A 13,700-nucleotide genomic window follows, 5' to 3' on the forward strand; every position below is an offset into this window, starting at 1 on the left:
AGCGGTCGCCGATGAGTTTTGCGCACCGCCGCGGTCTGTACCGATGACCTTCCGCACTGCGCGGAACCCGAGAAGGAGAATCACATGTCCCGGATGCTCTTCGTGAACCTGCCGATCAAGAACCTCGACGCGACCAAGACGTTCTTCGCCGGACTCGGCTTCGAGTTCAACTCAACGTTCAGCGACGACTCCTGCACCGCCATGGTGATCAACGAGTACACGTCCGTGATGCTCCTCGTCGAGTCCCGGTTCAAGGACTTCATCGAGGGCGGCATCTGCGACACCTCGAAGTCCGTCGAGGCCCTCATCTGTATCTCCGCCGACAGCCGCGAAGAGGTCGACCGCCTCGTCGACAAGGCCCTCGCCTCCGGCGGGACGTCGTGGGGCAAGCTCCAGGACGAAGGCTTCATGTACGGACGCGCGTTCCGCGACCTGGACGGTCACGTCTGGGAGGTCATGTGGATGGATCCGGCCGCCGTGCCGGCGTAGGGGTCAGGTGGGCGGGGTCTCCGCTAGTCCGAACTTCTCGAACAGATCGACGTCGAAGAAGCAGACGACATGGGAGACCCCGTCAGCCGTGACGTCCAGGACGTGGAGCTGGAACGGACGGTGGACGCCGTCCTCCCCGCGCATGTACAGGCCGAGGGCCGGCTGTCCGTTGGCCGCCGTGGGCAGCAGGCGCATGTCGCCCGGCCCCTTGGCCGGACAGTTTCCGCTGATCAGGGTGCCGATCGAGGCGCCCCCGCGATACCAGCCGTCGAACGGGGGCATTTCCCAGACGGCGTCCTTGGTGAACAGTTCGACGATCGCGTCGATGTCGTAGTCCTCGAACGCGGCGACGTAGCGGTCGAGGAGGTCGCGCTCCTCGGGTGATTCCGGTTCCACGAGAGTGTCGGCCGTCGGCGTGGCCAGTTCGAGTTGCGCACGTGCACGCTGCAGCAGGCTGTTGACCGCCGTCGTGGTGGTACCGAGAGCCGCCGCGACCTCCGACGCCTTCCACTGCAACACGTCGCGGAGGACGAGAACCGCACGCTGACGTGCAGGAAGATGCTGAAGGGCGGCGATAAACGCCAGCCGCACCGACTCGCGCGACGTCACGACGGTGGCGGGATCGTTCGCGTCGTCGTCGATGAGGCGGTTGGGGAGCGGTCCGAGCCACGGCACCTCGTGTCGTTCGACGAGGTCGGCGGTCGGGTCGGAGTCGGGCGCGCCCAGCCCACTCGGCAGCGGACGCTTGGATTTACTCTGCAGGGCCGTCAGGCACGTGTTGGTGGCGATCTTGTACAGCCACGTCCGCAGCGACGCCTGCTGCTGGTAGCCGTCGTACCCCCGCCAGGCCCGGATGAAGGTCTCCTGCATCTGGTCTTCGGCGTCGTGAAGTGAGCCCATCATGCGATAACAATGGGCGAGCAACTCGCGCCGGTAAGGGTCGGCGAGTGCGAGGAAATCCCCGTCGAGCGACTGCGCAGCCGTCATGGTTGGAGCTTACTGCGGCCGTCCGACAGATGTCGGGCCCTCGCGCCCGGCGTTCAGCCCCAGTTCACCATCGGCTGCCCCGTCTCGAGCAGCGTCTTCATTCCGCTCAGCACCTCGTTCCAGCCGCCGCCCGCACCCTCGGACTCGCGCCTGCCCGCAACCATCTCGGCCAGGCCCGGTGCGTTGGTGAGGTCGTGTGTGACAGTCAGTTTCGCGACACCGGGGCGGCTCGACTGCATGATCTCGTAGGTCAGGGTGGTGAAACCCTCCACGTTGTCGGCGTCCATCAGCATCCGCCACGTCTGCACCAGCTTCTTCGGCGGATCGGACTCGATCACCTCGCCGTCGACGATCGCGTCCGGCACGCCCGGGTATTCCTTCATCGCGTCGTCCGCGCGCGATCGGAACGCACCGCCCGCGCGGAGGTCGTAGTCGACCAGACCGCCGTAGCCGTACTGCTGCGACCACTCGGGTTTGGTGATGGCGTCCCAGATGGCCTCCGGCGTCGCCTTGATATAGACCGCGTAGATCTGGAATGCGTCAGCGGTAGTCATTTCTCTTCCTCCAGTTCGGCTTTCAGCTGAGCGAGCGCACTGGTGTGACGCTCGGTGTATTTGTCGATCCACCGGTTGTGGATCAGCTGTATCGGCACAGGATTGAGGTAGTGAAGTTTTTCCCGGCCGGAGCGGCGCGTGACGACGAGTCCCGCGTCTTCGAGCACACGCAGATGCTTCATGACCCCGAATCGCGTCATCTCGACCTGCGACTCGAGTTCGGTGAGCGTCTGACCATCCTGGGCGAACAATCGGTCGAGTATCAGGCGGCGGGTGGAATCGGCCAGCGCCTTGAAGACGTGATCGTCGTCCATGAATCGACAATAGGTGACCATTTAGTCACATGTCAACGCCTGTGAGTACTTATTAACCGCCGGCGGTTAACAAGTACTCACAGGGGAAGTTTTCGCCCGGTTCACGCGCGCGCCACGGTGCGTCCACGAACCAGGGCAGTCCGGTCCCTACCGTCCGAGGGTCCCGGTTCGTCACCATGGAGGTTTCAGACAGTGTCCACTGCACCACTCAACCGCCGCGGGTTCCTCGGTCGCACCGCGCTCACCGGCCTCGGTGTGGCACTCGCCGGAAGCGTCGACGCCCTCGTCCGGCCGGCGTTCGCGTCCGCGGCGCCGGGACAGGCGATCGGCTACGGACCGCTCGTACCCGACCCGAACCGCATTCTCTCGCTCCCGGTGGGTTTTTCGTACACCGTCGTCTCCCGGTCGGGTGAGACGCAGTTGGACGGTGGCGTACCGGTGCCGAGCGATCCCGACGCCATCGGGGTGTTCGCGCGACCCGGCGGTTCCACACTCGTCACCAATCACGAGATCGGCAGCGACGAACCGTTCGGTGTGCCCGCTCTCGACGGATTGACGTACGACGCGGGCGCGCGCGGCGGTACGACCACGACCGCGGTCGGCGCCGATGGCGCACGGCAGGGCCAGTACGTCAGCGTCGCGGGCACCGTGAACAACTGCGCGGGCGGCATCACCCCGTGGGGGACGTGGTTGACCTGCGAGGAGACGGAGGCGCGCGCGGGGGAGGACGGGTTCCTGCTCGACCACGGCTACGTCTTCGAGGTGGACCCGGCGAGTCGGGACGCGAACAGGGGCAAAAGTCCTGTGCCGCTGAAGTTCCTCGGCCGGTATGCGCACGAGGCCGTGGCGGTGGATCCGGCGTCGAGCACCATCTATCTCACGGAGGACGCGTCCGCGCCGAACGGCCTGTACTACCGGTGGACGCCGCCGCAGGGTTTCCGGGGCGGGCCGAACGCGCTGCGCGAACTCGCGCAGTCTCCGGGCGGCGACGCCGCGGGCGCTCTCCAGGCGATGGCGTGCTTCCAGGGCGGAACGCACGTCCCCGACCTGTCGCAGGCCACCGAGCCGGGAACCGTGTACGCCGTGCAGTGGGTAGGTGTGCCGGACCGTGACGCGACGAGCACGCCGGTGCGTGAGCAGTTCGGGAACGACGTCGTCACCCGGAGCCGCAAACTGGAGGGACAGTGGTGGGGCGACGGCGGTGCCTACTTCGTCGCGAGCTACGCACGGACCAGCGACGGCAGCGTCGCCGAGCACGACGGCCAGGTGTGGTTCTACGACCCGGCGAAGCAGACCGTCACGCTGAAGACCCTGTTCGGCGTCAATCCCGATCCCGCGGTCGACACCGGAAACTACGACGGGCCCGACAACATCACCGTCTCGCCGTACGGCGGCGTGATCCTCGCCGAGGACGGCGAAGGGATCAGCCACCTCGTGGGCGTCACGGCGGAGGGTGAGCCGTTCGCGATGGCGCGGAACGAGTTGAACGACAGCGAATTCTGCGGTCCGGCATTCAGTGCGGACGGGAAGATCCTGTTCGCGAACATCCAGTCGCCGGGGTTGACACTGGCGATCACGGGTCCGTGGCACCGTCCCCTGCCGTGAGTACTTGTTAACCACGGGCGGTTAACAAGTACTCACGGGCCGGAGGCATAAACCCAACCGCGGAGTGCGAGGAACCGCAGCCCGCCGACGACGGCGCTGACGGCGATGACGAGCGCGACCTGCGCCGGACCGTCGGCGCCGGGGAAGAGCATGTGCAGGAGGGCGAGCGCGAGTGAGCTGACGGCCAGGCCGATCAGCGCGAGGGTTCCGCCTTCCCACTGTGCGACGAACCAGCGGACGCGGTCCACGGCACGGAAGGTGAGCCGCCGGTGGAGTTCGTTGGCCAGCATCGAACTGGTCACCACGCCGACGAGGTTGGCGACGAACGACCCGTACATGTCGAGGGTGAAGAACGCGAGAGCGTAGAGCACGTTGCTCGACGTGCCCACCAGCGTGAACCGGGTCAATTGAGCGAACACGCCGCCGGCCCGCCCACGTAGAGGGGGATACGTGGGCGGGCCGACGGCGTCGTGGAACTGAACGATCATCTCATTCAGCGGATGAGGGCACCGTTGCCGGTGTCCGTCACGTGGCCGCCGCCGAGGACGCCGGCCACTTGCTCCTCGCTCAGTCCCAGCTCGCGCAGGCGATCCCAGACCGCGTCGAATTCGACGAGCTTGGCGTTGAGATCGTTGCGCAGGCGGTTGACCTCGTCGCGGATCTTCTCCGCTTCGTCGATCGCTTCCAGCGTCTGCTCCGGCTGGGGCAGAAGCATGGACAGGAGACGGTCCCGGGCGTCGGCGCTCAACCCCGCGAAGGGCTGCCGCTGATCGGCGGGGGCCTCGTGCCTGCCGCCGCGGACCTCGGACGACTGGATCGGCGCCGTGTCGGGCTCGAGTGCGTACTCCGGAACGGGGGCGTACTCGGGTTCCTGGACGGGCTCCTGCTCGCTCGACAGGTCGATGGTGCGACGCAGCGGGCGGTTGGGCAGCAGGATGACGGCGATCAGGGTGATGACGGCGACGGCGGCGGCGATGAGGAAGATCCGGCCGGTCGCGTCTCCGTATGCGGCGCGGATGACACCCTGCACCGGAGCGGGCATGGACGTCAGGTCCAGGCTTCCGCCGCCGCTGCTCGACCCGGTGGGGATGCCGAGCTTCGCGAAACCGTCGGCCGACAGGTCGGCGACGCGGGTGGCCAGCACCGATCCGAGAACCGAGACGCCGATCGCGCCACCGAAGGTCCGGAAGAAGGCGACCGAGCTGGATGCCGCACCGATGTTCTGGACGCTGACGGTGTTCTGCACCGCGAGGACCAGGTTCTGCATCAGCATGCCCATGCCGAGACCGATGATCGCGATGTACGCGCCGACGAGGGTCAGGCTGGTCTCGTGATCGATGGTGCCGAGCAATCCGAAGCCGACGATCATGAGGACGGCGCCGCCGACGACGAACGGCTTCCACTTGCCGAAGCGAGTGATGAGCTGTCCGGATCCGACCGTGCCGAGGAGCATGCCGGCGACCATCGGGATCGTGAGCACTCCGGCCATCGTGGGGGTGTAGCCACGCGAGGTCTGGAAGTACTGGCCGAGGAACGTGGTGGAACCGAACATTCCGACACCGACGGCGACGGACGCGATGATGGCGAGTCCGGTGGTCTTCTCCGTGACGATCTTGAGCGGGATGATCGGCGACTTGGCCTTGGCTTCGACGAGGATCGTCGCGGCCAGCAGGAGCACACCGGATCCGACGTACATGACCGTTTCACGGGAGAACCACTCGTAGTAGCCGGCCTTGCCGGCGAACGAGACCCAGATCAGCAGGATGGACACACCGGCGGTCAGCAGCAGGGCGCCGAGCCAGTCGATGGAGACGTCGTCCTTCTTCTCGGTCGCGAGGTGGAGGGTGCGCTGCAGCAGGAACAGTGCGATGACGGCGAGCGGCACGCACACGAAGAAGCACCAGCGCCAGCCGAGGGGGCTGTCGACGATGACGCCGCCGAGGATCGGGCCACCCGACATCGACACGGCCATGACGGCACCCATGTAGCCGGAGTAGCGGCCGCGCTCACGGGGAGCGACGATCGTGCCGATGATGGCGACGACGAGAGCCGTCAGGCCACCCATGCCGATGCCCTGGATGACGCGTGCGGCGAGCAGGATCGGCACGTTGTGCGCGAAGCCGGCGATCACCGAACCGATGACGAAGATGACGATCGCGCTCTGGACGAGGACCTTCTTGTTGAACAGGTCGGCGAGCTTGCCCCAGATGGGTGTCGAGGCGGCGTTGGCGAGCAGCGCGCTGGTGATGACCCAGGCGTACGCGGTCTGCGTGCCCTTCAGGTCACCGATGATCGTGGGGAGAGCGGTGGCGACGATCGTGCTGCTCAGCAGCGCGGTGAACAGCGCGGCGAGCAGGCCCGTGAGGGCTTCGAGGATTTGGCGGTGCGTCATGGCCGTCGTTTCTTCAACCGGCGGCCGAGTCTGTGTTTCGGTCATACGCTTTGTGTTCCAATCGGGTTCGAGCTCGTAACGATCCGGTGCTCTGGATCGAAGAGTGTTTCCTTCAGGTGCCGGATGGATTCGAGGGCAATCGCTGCCTCGGTTTCGTTCCAGCCGGTCATCAACTTCTGCATTCGTGCCGCTCGCTGTGTTCTCACGTGCTTGACGTACGCCATTCCCTCCGGCGACACGCGTATTCGGAATGCGCGTCCGTCGGCGGGATCCGAGTGGCGGGTGACGTAGCCGACGTCCACCAGATCGGTGATCTGGCGACTGAGTGAGGACTGGCTGACACACAGTTCGGTGGCGAGTTCGTTCTGCCGGCATTCCCCCCGAGCCGCGAGGACGAGGAGGACCCCCGTCAACGCGCGCGGGATGTGACCGTCGCCTTCCGACACCAGGGCGTCGCGAAGCACGCGGCCGAAGAGGAAGACCTCGTCGATGAGCGCTTCGGTGGTGCCGAGAGATACGGACGGCACGGTAGGCACTGACGAGACGGACATGGCAACCCCTGAAGGACGACTTACTTGATGCAAGCAACTATATACATCGTTAGCGCAAGCAAGTAAGTCGATTCGGTGTCTGATGCATCACAAAACAAAGTGACCTATTATCTGCGTATGAATGCAGATAAGCGCGCTTGTCGGCGCCGACTCGACGAAGACCAGGTCGGGCTGGTGGTCGAGGTCTTCCGCATGCTCGCCGACGCCACCCGGGTGCAGGTGCTCTGGCAACTGGTGGGAGGCGAGCTGTCGGTGAACGAGCTGGCCGAACGGGTGGGGAAGCCGGCACCGTCCGTCTCGCAACATCTCGCGAAGCTCCGGATGGCGCGGCTGGTGCGCACGCGGAGGGAGGGAACGTCCATCTACTACAGCGTCGCCAACGAGCACGTGCAGCAGTTGGTCACCGACGCCGTGTTCAATGCCGAGCACGCGGGCCCCGGCATCCCGGGACATCACCGCGCCACCGGCGATCTGCAGGTGATCCACGACGACGCGGACCTCGCCGCGGAGGGAGACGGCTCGTGAACGGCCACGGACATTCCCATGGGCACGGCCACGGCCACGGAGATTCGGGTGGCGTCCGCGGGGCGATCCGCGAGATCTTCGCCCCGCACAGCCACGACTCCGCGGACAGCGTCGACGACGCGCTCGAGGCGAGCGAGATCGGGATCCGGGCGGTCAAGATCAGCCTGGTGGTGCTGGGAGTCACCGCCCTCGCTCAGGTGATGGTGGTGGCGCTGTCCGGGTCCGTCGCGCTCGCCGCCGACACCGTGCACAACTTCTCCGACGCGCTGACAGCGATTCCGCTGTGGATCGCGTTCGCCCTCGGACGGCGGGCGGCCACCCGGCGATTCACCTACGGCTACGGCCGGGCCGAAGACCTGGCTGGGTTGTTCGTCGTGGTGATGATCGCGTTGTCCGCGGTCGTCGCGGGTGTGGAGGCGACCCGCCGCCTCCTCGATCCGGTGCCCATCGACCACCTCGGGTGGGTGGCCCTCGCCGGTGTCATCGGATTCGCCGGCAACGAGTGGGTGGCGCTGTACCGCATCCGGGTCGGCAGGCGGATCGGCTCCGCCGCGCTCGTCGCCGACGGGCTGCACGCACGGACCGACGGATTCACTTCCCTCGCCGTGGTATTGGGCGCCGGCGGCGTCGCGGTCGGGCTTCCTCTCGCCGACCCGGTGGTGGGCCTGGTCATCACGGCCGCGATCCTGCTGGTGCTGCGGACCGCGGCACGCGACGTGTTCCGGCGGCTGATGGACGGCGTCGACCCGGAACTCGTCGACACCGCCGAACGGGCCCTCGCCGCCGAACCGGGGGTGGTCGGGGTGCGCAGCGTCAAGATGCGGTGGATCGGCCACCACCTGCATGCCGACGCCGAACTCGACGTCGATCCCTCGACCAGCCTGCGCGACGCGCACCGCGTGGCGCACACCGCCGAACACACACTCACCCACGCGGTTCCGAAGCTGAGTACCGCCCTCATCCACGCCTATCCGGCGCACGACGCGGAGGCGGTCGGTCAGACGGCGTGACTCGCTTTCATCGCCGGTCGGGGCCGGTGGCGACCGGCCGCCCGGGATCGGACGACCACTGCGACCAGGACCCCGGATACAGGGCGGCGTCGATGCCGGCGAGCGCCAGCGCCGCAACCTGGTGGGCCGCCGTCACACCCGATCCGCAGTACACGCCGACGGGACGTCCGGGCTCGACGCCGACCGCGGCGAATCGTTCGCGCAGCACCTCGGCAGGCGCGAACCGTCCGTCGGGCCCGAGATTCTCGGACGTCGGGGCGCTGCGGGCACCGGGAATGTGCCCGGCGCGGGGATCGATGGGTTCGGTCGCGCCCGAATACCGCTCGGCGGCACGCGCATCGAGAAGGTGGCCGTGGTCGGCGAATTCGGCGGCCTCGTCCGCGGTCAGCGTCGGCAGGTGGCCCGCAGTGAGAACGACGTCACCGGGCAGTGGTGGGTGCTCGTCGCCGGATCGGACGGGATGGCCCGCCGACGTCCACGCGCCGAGACCACCGTCGAGCATCGTCACGTCGGCAACTCCGGCCCAGCGCAGCACCCACCACGCCCGCGCGGCGGCAAGGTTCCCGGTGGCGTCGTAGACCACGACAGGGCTGCCGGCCCGGACACCCCACCGGCGCGCGGCGTCCTGGAGGTCCGTCACCGTCGGCAGGGGATGCCTGCCCAGTTCCGGGGATCCAGGGGCGGCCAGTTCGGTCTCCAGGTCGACGAACACGGCACCGGGAATGTGCGCGTCGAGGTAATGCTGCCTGCCTTCGGTGTCGCCGAGCGCCCACCGCACGTCGAGAAGGACCGGCGGAGCAGCGCTGTTCAGCGATTCCGCCAACTCGTCGATCGTCACCACAGTGCTCATCGCACCACTGTCGCACAACGCAGGTTCGGTGTGCCGCGCTGCTGCTCGCGGCCGCGGTGTTCGGGCTGGCCGGGTGTCATGTCAGCCCCGACGCACGGGTGCCCGCCCGTACGGTTGCCGCACAGGCGCGGCAATTGGCAGTTCCGGGATCGGCCGCGTCACCGGAAAGGAGTCGAGAGTGAACGGGCTGCCGTGATGGGCGAGCTGAACAGGTTCGCCGGACAGAAGCCGGTAGGTTGCGGTCTTGGCGCGGACGTCCACGTGGATCTGGCTGCCCCGCACCGTCATCCGGAACGACAGATTGACCAGCTGCGGTGGGATCCGCGGTGCGAACGAAATGTTGCCGCCGTGATCGCGCATTCCACCGAATCCCGCGACGCACGCCATCCACGTTCCGGCGAGTGAGGCGATGTGCAATCCGTTCTCCACGTTGGCATGGAGGTCGTGGAGATCGGTCAGGGCGGCCTCGGCGAGGTAGTCGTAGGCGAGTTGAAGTTGCCCGACCTCGGCGGCCATCACGGACTGCACACACGCCGACAGGGACGAATCCCGAACCGTCAGGGCCTCGTAGTAGGCGAAATTGGCGATCTTCTGTTCGTCCGTGAAGGCATCGCCGCGAAGATACATCGCCAGCACCAGGTCGGCCTGCTTCACCACTTGCTTGCGGTAGAGGTCGAAGTACGGGTAGTGGAGCAGCAGCGGATAGTGCTCGGGTGGTGTGCCTTCGAAGTCCCACTCGGCGTGGTGCGTGAAGGCGTCGGATTGCTGGTGGACGCCGAGAGCGTCGTCGAACGGAATGCGCATGTGCTCGGCGGCGTCTCGCCAGAGCGCTGCTTCCTCGTCGTCCACACCGAGCTCGCGCGCCAGGCCGGGGCGTCGCTCGCAGGCGGCCGCCGCGTCGTGCAGATTCTTCTGCGCCATGAGGTTGGTGAACACGTTGTTGTCGGCGACGGCGGTGTACTCGTCCGGCCCGGTGACGCCGTCGATTCGGAACTCGCCCTGCGCATTGTGGTGGCCGAGCGACGTCCACAGCCGGGCGGTCTCCACGAGCAGTTCGACGCCGCATTCGGCTTCGAACTCCTCGTCTCCGGTCGCGGCCAGATACCGGGACGTGGCCGCGGCGACATCGGCACCCACGTGGAAGGCCGCGGTTCCCGCGGGCCAGTAGCCGGAGCATTCTTCGCCGTTTATCGAGCGCCACGGGAACACGGCGCCTGCCTGCCCCAGTTGTACGGCGCGGTTCTTCGCCTTGTCGAGCGTGGAGTGCCGCCAGCGCAGTGCGTCGCGGGCCGAGTCCGGCACCGTGTACGTGAGCAGGGGGAGGACGAATGACTCGGTGTCCCAGAACGCATGACCGTCGTACCCGGGCCCGGTCAGGCCTTTCGCCGGGATCGCCCGCGATTCACCGCGGGCACCGGCCTGCAGCACGTGGAACAGCGCGAACCGCACCGCCTGCTGCAGTTCCGCGTCGCCGTCGATCTCGACGTCCGCCGTCTCCCAGAAGGCGTCGAGGTACTCGCGCTGGCGTTTCAGCAGGGTGTCCCAGCCGGTTTCGAGTGCTCCGGCGAGCGCCCCCTCCACCTGGCCGCGCAGGGCCGGAGTCGACCGCCGTGCCGACCATCCGTACGCCAGATACTTCGTCACCTTCAGGCGCTCACCCTGGGGGATGTCGACGGCCACGGTGAGCCGGGCCAGATCCTCTTCGGTCTCGATGCTGCACCGCCCGTTGGCGGGGTAGTCGACCTCGTGGTCCATCCCCGCGGCCATGCGCAGGCCCGACGCACGCGTGTGGTGGGCGAGTACCGCCCTGAAGTCGTGGGCGGCAGCGAAATCGGAGACCAATGGAGTGTCCAGGGCGGCAGCGACTCTCGGGTCGTCCGTGCGGGCGGGGATGTGTTCGTTGGCGAGCAGATCCGACTGCAGGACGAGTTCGATGTCCCCGTCGAGCGGCTCGACCTCGTAATGGATGGCGGCGACCGCACGCGAGGTGAACGAGACGAGTCGTTCCGAATGGATTCGCACGCGGCGTCCGGTCGGCGACGTCCACTCGGTGGTGCGGCGCAGGGTGCCCGAGCGGAAGTCGAGGACGCGCTCGTGCGCCGGTGCACTCCCGTACCGCATGTCCATGGGCTCGTCCTCCACGAGCAGGCGGATGATGCTGCCGTCGGTCACGTTCACGACGGTCTGCCCGTCTTCGGGGTAGCCGTAACCCGCCTCCGCGTATGGCAGGGGACGTTGCTCGTAGAACCCGTTGAGGTAGGTGCCGGGGAGACCGCGCGGTTCACCCTCCTCGAACGTGCCACGAATCCCGATGTGTCCGTTGGACAGTGCGAAGGTGGATTCGGTGGCGTGCAGTGCCTCCAGATCCAGTCCGCGCCAGCGCAGCTGCCACGGCGAGATCTCGTAGCCCTTGTCGTCCATGCTCACCTTTCCAGGAGTTCGGCCAGGTCGTTCACCACCACGTCGGCGCCGTGTTCGCGTAACGCCTCGGCCTGATCGTTGCGATTCACCCCGACGACGTAGCCGAATTCGCCTGCCCGTCCCGCTTCCACTCCGGACAGGGCGTCCTCGAACACGGCCGCCTGATCGGGATGCACGTTGAGGGCGCGGGCGGCCGCGAGAAACGAATCCGGCGCGGGTTTCCCGCGGAGGCCCTGCTCGCTGATCACCACCCCGTCGATGCGGACGTGCACGTAGCGGCTGAGATCGGCCGCGTCGAGGACGGCCTTGCCGTTCGCGGACGACGTGACCACGGCGATCTTCAGGCCGGCGTCGTACGCCGCGCTGATGTAGCGGACCGAACCGGGGTAGGGGCTGACGCCCTCTTCCTCGATGACTTTCAGCAGCAGCCGATTCTTGCTGTTCCCGACACCGTTCACGGTCTCGGCGCCGGGTGGATCGTCCGGCGATCCCTCCGGCAACGTGATGCTGCGGGACGTGAGAAAGGTCCGGACCCCGTCGGCGCGGGGACGTCCGTCGACGTAGTCGTAGTAGTCCTGGTCGGTGAACGGCCGGAAGTTGGCGCCCTCGCGATGCTTCAGGAACTCGTCGAACGTGCGTTTCCACGCCTTCCGGTGCAGCACCGCCGTTGCCGTGAGCACACCATCGAGATCGAACAAGCAGGCCGAGATCGCATCAGGCAGTCCCATCACCTCCCCGACGGTACCGCCGTCGACGGCGGTTTCGCTGAGGCGCGCGCAAATCCTGTACCGAACGGACCGGCATCAGGTCGTTGACTTCCAGTCGAGGGCGGTCGAATACTGAGAGTTCCCACCGACTGTTGCGGAGTGCACCGTGAACATGGAGGAACCGGCCCCATCGGAGCAAGTGAAATCCCTCGCCGTTCGCGCGATGGAGATCATGGCGAACGGAAGCCGCGCCGATTTCGATTCCGTCGTCCACTCGGACGCATTCAACCGGGAGAGCGCGACGGAACCCCCGCGGACGCGAGGGCGTGGACCCGACGCGTTCTACGCTACCGCGGTGTGGCTGCGCTCCGCGTTCGCCGAGCTGCGGTTCGACGTCGAGTATGTCGTCGTCGAGGGCGACCTCGCCGTCGTCTACACGATCATGAAGGGCAGGCACGTCGGACCCTTCGTCGTCTACGACGAGCAGGGATCGATCGATCAGGTGTTCGCGCCCACGGGGCGATCGTTGGCGGTCAACCAGTCGCACTGGTTGCGCGTCGAAGACGGCCGCGTCATCGAGCACTGGGCCACCCGGGACGACCTCGGTCAGGCGGTCCAGCTGGGCTGGGTGCCGCCGACGCCGCTGTCGATGGTCCGCAATGCCTGGGCCAAGCGTGCGGCGCGCAGAAACGCGCAGAGCTGAGCCGCCGTTCGTGTCGAAAGGGTGACGATTCCTCGCAAAAACGCCAAAACGTACCAAACGGACCGTATGTTCCGTTCGATCGATAGATACTCGAACGAAGGAGACGGTCCTTGAAACGCTCGGTGGTTATCGCGGCAAGTTGTGCGCTCCTGACGCTGTCGGCCTGCGGGTCCGACGGCGAACCGACGCCGACATCCGAAACGTCCAGCTCGACAACAAAGGCGACACCCGCCGCCGCCACGACCACTCCGCCGACGTCGGAGCTCGCACCGCCGGCTGTCGCGCCCGAGTCGAACGGAGGCGGCGGCGGTTCGTCGGGGACCGGGCAGGGCGGTTCCGGCGGGGGTGGGCAGGCTCCGGTCGCAGGCCAGCAGCAACCGCCGCCGGTGGTACCGCCGCCTGCAGTGGTTCCGCCGGCGGTCGAGCAGCCACCCGCATCCGAGCAGCCACCCGTGGTCGAAGAGGAACCGCCGGTGGCCGAGGAGGAGCCGCCGGTCGAGGAGACCGAGCCGCCGGTCGAGGGAGAAGATCCCGAGGCCGAGGGCGAGGATCCGCCGGGAAACGAGGAACAGACACCGGAGAATCCCTGATG

The 13,700-nt window shown here is 67.2% G+C and carries 15 protein-coding genes; 6 read left to right on the forward strand and 9 right to left on the reverse strand.

What is annotated here, in order from left to right; translation table 11 throughout:
- Positions 1–84 precede the first annotated feature (84 nt).
- On the forward strand, positions 85–489 hold the full coding sequence (locus QM693_RS06055) for a VOC family protein (RefSeq protein ID WP_025432041.1): 405 nt from the start codon (positions 85–87) through the stop codon (positions 487–489).
- A 3-nt stretch (positions 490–492) separates the two neighbouring features.
- On the opposite strand, the gene QM693_RS06060 is transcribed toward QM693_RS06055, so the two are convergent.
- From QM693_RS06060 to QM693_RS06070, 3 genes are read right to left on the reverse strand one after another with little or no spacing between them, the layout of a single operon-like run.
- Positions 493–1,476, reverse strand: a complete 984-nt coding sequence (locus QM693_RS06060; RefSeq protein WP_061043871.1) for a sigma-70 family RNA polymerase sigma factor — start codon at positions 1,474–1,476, stop codon at positions 493–495.
- Positions 1,477–1,529: 53 nt separating this feature from the next.
- Complete coding sequence (locus tag QM693_RS06065) at positions 1,530–2,030, reverse strand: SRPBCC family protein (RefSeq protein ID WP_283351718.1); 501 nt, start codon at positions 2,028–2,030, stop codon at positions 1,530–1,532.
- A complete protein-coding gene (locus QM693_RS06070) occupies positions 2,027–2,344 on the reverse strand; it encodes an ArsR/SmtB family transcription factor (RefSeq protein ID WP_005573288.1) in 318 nt (105 codons plus the stop codon). The genes QM693_RS06065 and QM693_RS06070 overlap by 4 nt, the downstream gene beginning before the upstream one ends.
- A 192-nt stretch (positions 2,345–2,536) precedes the next feature.
- Here QM693_RS06070 and QM693_RS06075 point away from each other — a divergent pair, with 192 nt between their 5' ends.
- Positions 2,537–3,949 (forward strand): alkaline phosphatase PhoX, encoded by a 1,413-nt coding sequence (locus tag QM693_RS06075; protein WP_283351719.1) that lies wholly within the window; start codon positions 2,537–2,539, stop codon positions 3,947–3,949.
- Positions 3,950–3,981: 32 nt separating this feature from the next.
- Here the strand turns inward: QM693_RS06075 and QM693_RS06080 are convergent, their stop codons facing one another.
- Genes QM693_RS06080 through QM693_RS06090 form a run of 3 tightly spaced genes read right to left on the reverse strand, consistent with a single transcriptional unit; the run spans position 3,982 to position 6,892 of the window.
- Positions 3,982–4,437 (reverse strand): GtrA family protein, encoded by a 456-nt coding sequence (locus tag QM693_RS06080; protein WP_005238131.1) that lies wholly within the window; start codon positions 4,435–4,437, stop codon positions 3,982–3,984.
- A gap of 5 nt (positions 4,438–4,442) precedes the next feature.
- Positions 4,443–6,386, reverse strand: coding sequence for an MDR family MFS transporter (locus QM693_RS06085; RefSeq protein WP_283351720.1), 1,944 nt, complete (start codon positions 6,384–6,386; stop codon positions 4,443–4,445).
- Positions 6,383–6,892, reverse strand: a complete 510-nt coding sequence (locus QM693_RS06090; protein WP_016883656.1) for a MarR family winged helix-turn-helix transcriptional regulator — start codon at positions 6,890–6,892, stop codon at positions 6,383–6,385. Before QM693_RS06090 ends, QM693_RS06085 begins: the two co-directional genes overlap by 4 nt.
- Positions 6,893–7,009: 117 nt before the next feature.
- On the opposite strand from QM693_RS06090, the gene QM693_RS06095 reads away from it, so the two are divergent.
- Together QM693_RS06095 and QM693_RS06100 are read left to right on the forward strand one after the other, a co-directional pair.
- The gene (locus tag QM693_RS06095; RefSeq protein ID WP_280780768.1) at positions 7,010–7,417 is read left to right on the forward strand and encodes an ArsR/SmtB family transcription factor; all 408 of its coding nucleotides are present in this window, start codon (positions 7,010–7,012) and stop codon (positions 7,415–7,417) included.
- Positions 7,414–8,427, forward strand: coding sequence for a cation diffusion facilitator family transporter (locus QM693_RS06100; RefSeq protein WP_283351721.1), 1,014 nt, complete (start codon positions 7,414–7,416; stop codon positions 8,425–8,427). Before QM693_RS06095 ends, QM693_RS06100 begins: the two co-directional genes overlap by 4 nt.
- Positions 8,428–8,434: 7 nt before the next feature.
- Here QM693_RS06100 and QM693_RS06105 read toward each other — a convergent pair whose 3' ends face one another.
- The 3 genes from QM693_RS06105 to QM693_RS06115 all read right to left on the reverse strand — a co-directional run bounded on the left by QM693_RS06105 (position 8,435) and on the right by QM693_RS06115 (position 12,426).
- On the reverse strand, positions 8,435–9,268 hold the full coding sequence (locus QM693_RS06105; RefSeq protein ID WP_283351810.1) for a sulfurtransferase: 834 nt from the start codon (positions 9,266–9,268) through the stop codon (positions 8,435–8,437).
- Positions 9,269–9,358: 90 nt separating this feature from the next.
- Positions 9,359–11,698 carry a glycoside hydrolase family 65 protein gene (locus tag QM693_RS06110; protein ID WP_283351811.1) on the reverse strand — a complete coding sequence of 780 codons (2,340 nt, stop codon included), beginning with the start codon at positions 11,696–11,698 and terminating at the stop codon, positions 9,359–9,361.
- A 2-nt stretch (positions 11,699–11,700) separates the two neighbouring features.
- Positions 11,701–12,426, reverse strand: coding sequence for an HAD family hydrolase (locus tag QM693_RS06115; protein ID WP_105414169.1), 726 nt, complete (start codon positions 12,424–12,426; stop codon positions 11,701–11,703).
- Positions 12,427–12,577: 151 nt separating this feature from the next.
- Here QM693_RS06115 and QM693_RS06120 point away from each other — a divergent pair, with 151 nt between their 5' ends.
- Positions 12,578–13,108, forward strand: a complete 531-nt coding sequence (locus QM693_RS06120; protein ID WP_283351812.1) for an ester cyclase — start codon at positions 12,578–12,580, stop codon at positions 13,106–13,108.
- Between the two features lie 110 nt (positions 13,109–13,218).
- The gene (locus QM693_RS06125) at positions 13,219–13,698 is read left to right on the forward strand and encodes a chromosome condensation regulator RCC1 (RefSeq protein WP_283351722.1); all 480 of its coding nucleotides are present in this window, start codon (positions 13,219–13,221) and stop codon (positions 13,696–13,698) included.
- Positions 13,699–13,700: the final 2 nt, after the last annotated feature.

It is taken from the genome of Rhodococcus sp. IEGM 1305, from assembly GCF_030058635.1.
GTDB classification, from domain to species: domain Bacteria; phylum Actinomycetota; class Actinomycetes; order Mycobacteriales; family Mycobacteriaceae; genus Rhodococcus_F; species Rhodococcus_F opacus_D.

Excerpts from the sequence above, each read along its gene's own strand:
- QM693_RS06055 (WP_025432041.1), top strand. The coding sequence starts at position 85 with ATGTCCCGGATGCTCTTCGTGAACCTGCCGATCAAGAACCTCGACGCG.
- QM693_RS06060 (WP_061043871.1), bottom strand. The coding sequence starts at position 1,476 with ATGACGGCTGCGCAGTCGCTCGACGGGGATTTCCTCGCACTCGCCGAC.
- QM693_RS06065 (WP_283351718.1), bottom strand. The coding sequence starts at position 2,030 with ATGACTACCGCTGACGCATTCCAGATCTACGCGGTCTATATCAAGGCG.
- QM693_RS06070 (WP_005573288.1), bottom strand. The coding sequence starts at position 2,344 with ATGGACGACGATCACGTCTTCAAGGCGCTGGCCGATTCCACCCGCCGC.
- QM693_RS06080 (WP_005238131.1), bottom strand. The coding sequence starts at position 4,437 with ATGATCGTTCAGTTCCACGACGCCGTCGGCCCGCCCACGTATCCCCCT.
- QM693_RS06085 (WP_283351720.1), bottom strand. The coding sequence starts at position 6,386 with ATGACCGAAACACAGACTCGGCCGCCGGTTGAAGAAACGACGGCCATG.
- QM693_RS06090 (WP_016883656.1), bottom strand. The coding sequence starts at position 6,892 with ATGTCCGTCTCGTCAGTGCCTACCGTGCCGTCCGTATCTCTCGGCACC.
- QM693_RS06095 (WP_280780768.1), top strand. The coding sequence starts at position 7,010 with ATGAATGCAGATAAGCGCGCTTGTCGGCGCCGACTCGACGAAGACCAG.
- QM693_RS06110 (WP_283351811.1), bottom strand. The coding sequence starts at position 11,698 with ATGGACGACAAGGGCTACGAGATCTCGCCGTGGCAGCTGCGCTGGCGC.
- QM693_RS06115 (WP_105414169.1), bottom strand. The coding sequence starts at position 12,426 with ATGGGACTGCCTGATGCGATCTCGGCCTGCTTGTTCGATCTCGATGGT.
- QM693_RS06120 (WP_283351812.1), top strand. The coding sequence starts at position 12,578 with ATGGAGGAACCGGCCCCATCGGAGCAAGTGAAATCCCTCGCCGTTCGC.